This is a genomic window from Chryseobacterium sp. VD8, assembly GCF_037149975.1.
Taxonomy (GTDB): domain Bacteria; phylum Bacteroidota; class Bacteroidia; order Flavobacteriales; family Weeksellaceae; genus Chryseobacterium; species Chryseobacterium indicum.
This window is the reverse complement of sequence record NZ_JBBCQL010000319.1, coordinates 1-3,763: the sequence shown is the minus strand read 5'-3', so window position 1 is coordinate 3,763 and position 3,763 is coordinate 1. Positions and strand designations below refer to the sequence as shown.

The following is a 3,763-nucleotide window of genomic DNA, read 5'->3' as shown; positions in this document are numbered from 1 at the left end:
TTCTTAATGAAACCCTTCTGAAAACCCAAAAACAGCTTGAAGCACTTCCAAGAAGTGAAATGGCGGCAGAATCTTTGAAAAACAGCCACTTTATTTTATTGAATTCAATAGATGAAGCTTTGGAATTCAGCAATTTGTACGCTCCGGAACACTTGATTTTAGCCGTTAATGATTTTGAAAATTATATTCCGAAAATTCAGAATGCCGGTTCTGTTTTCTTAGGAAATTATTCTTGCGAGAGTGCGGGAGATTACGCGAGCGGAACCAATCACACCCTTCCTACGAACGGTTTTGCGAAAAATTACAGCGGGGTTTCTCTTGACAGTTTTGTGAAGAAAATTACTTTCCAGAATCTGTCGGAACAGGGATTGAAAAGTTTAGGAAAAACCATTGAAATAATGGCAGAAGCGGAAGGATTATTCGCACACAAAAATGCCGTAAGTATCAGATTAAAAGAACAGAATGAAAGAATTTAACATCAAAGATTTAGTACGAAAAAATATTCTGGAATTGCAGTCTTATGTAAGTTTCAGGGACAACAATACATTTGAAAATCCTGTTTTTCTGGATGCGAATGAAAGCGCGTTCGGAGAATTGAACCGTTATCCGGATTCTACTCAAAAAGAATTGAAACAAAAATTGGCAGTTTTGAAGGATGTTTCGGCTAAACAGATTGCAGTCGGAAACGGAAGTGATGAACTGATCGATCTTATCGTGAAAGTTTTTTGTGAACCTAAGAAAGATGCTATTCTGATGATGAATCCTTCTTTTGCAATGTACGGATTTTATGCTTCGGTAAATGAAAATAAAGTGGTTAAACTGAATCTGAATGAAAATTTTGGAATTGATAAAGAAGAATTTTTAAAAATCTCAAACGAAGAAAAACCAAAAGTTTTCTTTTTATGTTCGCCCAATAATCCTACCGGAAATTCTATTGAAGACATTGAATTTTACATTCAGAATTTTGAAGGAATTGTTGTGGTGGATGAAGCGTATATTGATTTTTCAGGAAAGAAATCCTGTATTGAACTGTTGGGAAAATTTCCTAATCTTATCGTTCTTCAGACGTTTTCCAAAGCTTGGGGAATGGCAGGAGCAAGAGTGGGAATTGCATATGGTTCAGAAGAAATTATTCAATTGATCAATACAGTAAAATCTCCATACAATGTTAATTCTTTAAGTTTAAATAAAATATCGGAACTTATTACTAATAAAGAATTTATAAAATCTAATATAGATAATACTTTAAATGAAATTTCCTGGTTGAAAAATGAATTAGAGACGATAAATTGCATCAAAAAAGTATTTCCAAGCGACGCCAATTTCTTCCTGATTCAGTTTGAAAATGTGGATAAGGTGTACCAGAAATTGCTGGAAAATGATATTCTGACGAGCAAAAGAAGTCCTCAGATTCCGGATTGTATTAGAATTAATGTGGGTAATAGAGAAGAAAACAATAAGCTGATTAACGTCTTAAAAAGTATTTAATTAAATCTGAAACCTTACAGATTTTTAAAACCTGTGAGGTTTAGAAAAGTAAACGAAAAGTAAAATGAAAAAAGTATTATTTATAGACCGTGACGGAACTTTAATCTTAGAACCGCCCATTGATTTTCAGGTTGATTCTCTTGAAAAGCTGGAATTTTATCCCGGAGTTTTCCAGAATCTTTCCAGAATTGCCAGAGAACTTGATTTTGAACTCGTTATGGTAACCAATCAGGACGGTTTGGGAACCGAAAGTTTTCCGTATGAAGATTTCATCAGACCACAGGAAAAAATGTTAAAAGCTTTTGAGAATGAAGGAATTATTTTTAATGATATTCTGATCGACAGAAGTTTTGAAAGCGAAAACTTGCCCACAAGAAAACCGGGAACCGGAATGTTGGGGAAATATATTTACGGAGATTACGATCTTAAAAATTCATTTGTGATTGGAGACCGGCTTACAGATATTCAGTTGGCGAAAAACTTAGGCTCAAAATCCATATTGATTAGTAAAGTTCAGAATTATGAAGCTGATTTAACAACGGAAAGATGGAGCGAAATCGTTCAGTTTTTGACGAATATTCCGAGAAAAGCAAAAGTATCCAGAAAGACCAATGAAACAGAAATTGAAGTTGAAGTTAATCTTGATGGAAGCGGAGCCTCTGAAATTTCAACCGGATTACACTTTTTTGATCACATGCTCGAACAGATTTCCAAACACGGAAATTTAGATTTGAAAATTAACGTGAAAGGAGATTTGCAGGTTGATGAGCATCACACCATTGAAGACACGGGAATTGTTCTTGGAGAAGCTGTTTTAAAAGCTTTGGGAAAGAAAAAAGGAATTGAACGTTACGGTTTCCTGCTTCCGATGGATGATTGTTTGGCGCAGGTCGCCATCGATTTCGGAGGAAGACCGTGGTTAATGTGGGAAGCGGATTTCAAACGTGAGAAAATTGGCGATGTTCCGACTGAAATGTTTTACCACTTCTTCAAATCGTTCACCGATTCTTCAAAGTGTAATCTCAACATTAAAGTGGAAGGAGATAACGAACACCACAAGATCGAATCTGTGTTTAAAGCATTTGCCAAAGCGGTAAAAATGGCAGTGAAACAGACGGATACGAATTTTAATATACCATCAACCAAAGGAAGTTTATAATGATTGCCATCATCAAATACAATGGCGGAAATGTCAATTCCGTACAGAATTCATTGAACAGATTACATGTAGAATCTGTGGTAACTGATGATTTTGACCTGATAAGAAAAGCCGACAAAGTGATTTTCCCGGGAGTGGGTGAAGCGTCTTCTACCATGAAATTATTAAAGGAAAAAGGTCTGGATCAGTTAATTCCCACTTTAAAACAGCCGGTTTTAGGCGTTTGTCTGGGTATGCAGCTCATGTGTAAAAACAATGAAGAAGGAAATACAGTCGGGATGGGAATCTTTGATATCGATGTTAAAAAGTTCCCTGCAAAGAATATTGTTCCGCACATGGGATGGAATACGATTTCAGATTTTAAATCCGGAATATTTTCTGGCATTGAAGAAAACAATGATGTGTATTTCGTTCACAGTTTCTATTGCGAATTATCGGAAAATACGACATCGGTCTGTGACTATATTCTGCCGTTCAGTGCTTCTCTGCAAAAGAATAATTTTTATGCGATGCAGTTTCACCCCGAAAAATCAGGAGATATAGGAAGCCGTTTACTGGAAAACTTTTTAAAACAATAAAACTGAATATGAAAATTATTCCCGCTATAGACATCATCGACGGAAAATGCGTCCGTTTGTCGAAAGGAGATTACGATACCAAAAAAATATACAATGAAAATCCGCTTGAAGTTGCCAAAGAATTTGAAAGTTTTGGCATCCGATATCTTCATTTGGTGGATCTTGACGGTGCAAAATCTAAACATATTGTTAACCAAAAGGTTTTGGAAACTATTGCGAAAGAAACTTCTCTGGAAATTGATTTTGGCGGCGGACTGAAAACTCTGGAAGACATTGAAACTGCCTTTAATTCTGGAGCAAAGCAGATTACGATTGGAAGTATTGCGGTTCAGGATCCTGATTTCTGTTTTGATCTGATTGAAAAATACGGTTCCGATAAAATTATTCTCGGAGCCGACTGCGAAAACCGCAAGATAAAAACTTCGGGCTGGCTGGAAGAAAGCCAACTGGATGTGATCGATTTTATTCTCAAATATAAAAATAAAGGAATTAAAAACGTGATCTGCACGGATATTTCCAAAGACGGAATGCTTCAGGG

The 3,763-nt window shown here is 36.0% G+C and carries 5 protein-coding genes; all 5 read left to right on the top strand.

What is annotated here, in order from left to right; all coding sequences use genetic code 11:
• Positions 1-476: histidinol dehydrogenase (locus WFK35_RS21340; RefSeq protein WP_336734543.1), on the top strand; the 476-nt coding region annotated here is incomplete at its 5' end.
• Positions 463-1,488, top strand: coding sequence for a histidinol-phosphate transaminase (gene hisC / locus WFK35_RS21335; protein WP_336734542.1), 1,026 nt, complete (start codon positions 463-465; stop codon positions 1,486-1,488). The genes WFK35_RS21340 and hisC, both read left to right, overlap by 14 nt.
• Before the next feature lie 64 nt (positions 1,489-1,552).
• Positions 1,553-2,647, top strand: coding sequence for a bifunctional histidinol-phosphatase/imidazoleglycerol-phosphate dehydratase HisB (hisB, locus tag WFK35_RS21330; RefSeq protein ID WP_336734541.1), 1,095 nt, complete (start codon positions 1,553-1,555; stop codon positions 2,645-2,647).
• The gene (gene hisH, locus WFK35_RS21325) at positions 2,647-3,225 is read left to right on the top strand and encodes an imidazole glycerol phosphate synthase subunit HisH (protein WP_336734540.1); all 579 of its coding nucleotides are present in this window, start codon (positions 2,647-2,649) and stop codon (positions 3,223-3,225) included. The genes hisB and hisH overlap by 1 nt, the downstream gene beginning before the upstream one ends.
• Positions 3,226-3,233: 8 nt before the next feature.
• The coding region (locus tag WFK35_RS21320; protein ID WP_336734539.1) for a 1-(5-phosphoribosyl)-5-[(5-phosphoribosylamino)methylideneamino]imidazole-4-carboxamide isomerase at positions 3,234-3,763 on the top strand (530 nt) is incomplete at its 3' end.